General features: G+C 65.3%; 1 protein-coding gene. It reads left to right on the top strand.

Annotation, left to right across the window (positions count from 1 at the left end; translation table 11 throughout):
• The coding region (locus TU30_RS00030; RefSeq protein WP_042162961.1) for a hypothetical protein at positions 1–1,225 on the top strand (1,225 nt) is incomplete at its 5' end.
• Positions 1,226–1,575: the final 350 nt, after the last annotated feature.

Here is a 1,575-nt window from a genome sequence, read left to right as displayed (position 1 = left end):
TATTGCTCCGCTCCAAGGCACCGAGCGCCAAGACCTCGTGATCACGCCGTGGGACTTGCTCGGTGTCTTCGCTCGTGCCACCACCCTGGCTCGCCAAGGACGGGGGCGGGGCCTGGCCGAACACTGGCAGGCTCTGAAGTACTGCCAGGCACTTGCCGCTGGAGCCAGTGGCTACCTCGCGCTCACCGAGGAGGGGCAGATCCCGGAACTCTCCTATAGAGGTATGCAGGCGCGGGAACTGGGCAGAGCGCTGGGGCTGGCCGTCGCGGAACGAACTGTGCGGAACCGTTTCCCGGACCGCCTGACCTCGGTCCTGGACGCCGAGGTCGTACTGCTGGCGGGATTCGCGCGTTCCGGTGCACGCCCGACCTTGGGCGCTCGACCACGTCCCGACTTCTTCATCGAAGCCTGGCAGCCCGGAGAGGCCTCTCGGATCTTCGTCGTGACCGTCAACGGCAATCATCAAGTCGCCACTAAGCGCACCAGCAAGTCTGATCGCTCCGCGTTCAAACAACTCGCGAGGGCCACCGAGCGCGCCGAGCAGTTCCACCTCGCCGAGTGGAACACCACGCCCTGCCTCCTGATGTCCACGGAACTGCTGGCAAAGGAGGGCATCACGGTCAACGCCTTACAGGCGCCGGGAAACGGGCTGCTGCCCGCCAGGCCGCCCACGGGGCGTGGGTGCGCAGACGCGACGTTGTCGAAGCGAAACCCTCCCTACGCCGGAGCCGTCACGGTGCCCGCTCATGACGGCCGCAAGGAACGAGTACAGGACGGGTTCCTCATCCCGCGCAAAGACCTCGGCTGGTTCGGTCAGTTACTGGCGCGAACAGCGGCTGCCGGTCAGCTCGCATTGTCCGGCGCAAGCGAGGAGGTAGCTCAATACTTGACCGACGAACAAGGACGCAAGCACTACGAGCAGCGCACCTTCGCCGGCTCTTCGAGCGTCCGAGACGCATGGCACAAGATCGGCCCTACGCGATTCGTAGGAACGGATCAGGTTTTCCGACTCGGAGGAATACGGGTGGAGGCGTTCTCCGGTATGGATCAAGAGTTGTACCAGATCCTGGTGGACGGCGAGGTCGAGGCGTACAGGCAGCTGGTGTACAGGAAGCGCCTCACCTACCCGACCGACACCACGGCCCCGGAGTGGGGTCCCGTCTCCTTCGGTGACGACGGCACAGTCGTAGCACTGCGCATACTGCCCCCGGGCTGGGCCAGGTAAAATCCCCGACCTGAAAAGTCGCCGTGCGCCCCGGATCAGCCCAACATCACCGCCATACCTGCGGCAGGTTGAGCGACTGGGGCCCGACAGCAATATCACCGGCCACCGGGCCTCATCGACTCGGAGACCACGCATCATGGGGCATGGAAGCCCTCGTCAACAGCGGGATCTGCGCCCAGGGCTGCAAGACGTTCGCGGCGTTCGCGTCTCATTGTGAAGTCGCCGAGCCGCGACGCATATATGGCAGCCCATACCGCTGTGTCCGCGTCGCGGCCGCGGACGATTCCACCCGCGGGTCCTCCCTCTTGGGGTTGGGGACCTTCGGTCATGCGCCCGCCCTTGCCCCATCG

Source organism: Streptomyces sp. NBRC 110035 (assembly GCF_000829695.1).
Lineage (GTDB): Bacteria > Actinomycetota > Actinomycetes > Streptomycetales > Streptomycetaceae > Streptomyces.
Note: the sequence above shows the minus strand (reverse complement) of the source record. Positions and strands in the feature narration are given on the sequence as shown.